The sequence below is a fragment of the Mesorhizobium sp. M1A.T.Ca.IN.004.03.1.1 genome, from assembly GCF_003997555.1.
Lineage (GTDB): Bacteria > Pseudomonadota > Alphaproteobacteria > Rhizobiales > Rhizobiaceae > Mesorhizobium.
Genome location: NZ_RZTV01000808.1, coordinates 1 through 248, shown reverse-complemented (window position 1 = coordinate 248; position 248 = coordinate 1). Strand labels below are relative to the sequence as shown.

Annotated in this window: 1 protein-coding gene; it reads right to left on the bottom strand. The window is 64.9% G+C overall.

Annotated elements, in window-relative coordinates; all coding sequences use genetic code 11:
* On the bottom strand, positions 1-248 hold a 248-nt coding region (locus tag EOD29_RS33895; protein WP_164764048.1), incomplete at both ends, for an RNA polymerase sigma factor.

Genomic DNA, 248 nt, shown 5'->3' with positions numbered 1-248 from the left:
ATTTCCATCAGGCGCATCCGGCTGCGGTTCGGCGGCATAAGCGCGGAATGTCTGCTCCTCTCGGGCAAGCTTGCGTCTGTGGTCGCGGGCGGCGTTGAGCGTCAGCGTATAGAGCCAGGTTCTGAAGCGACTGGCGCCGCGAAAGCTGCCGATGGCCGCGCCGAGCTTGACGCAGACCTCCTGTGCGATGTCGTCGGCATCCGTGGAACTGCCCGACCAGCGCCACGCCGTCGCGTGGACGAAATCAT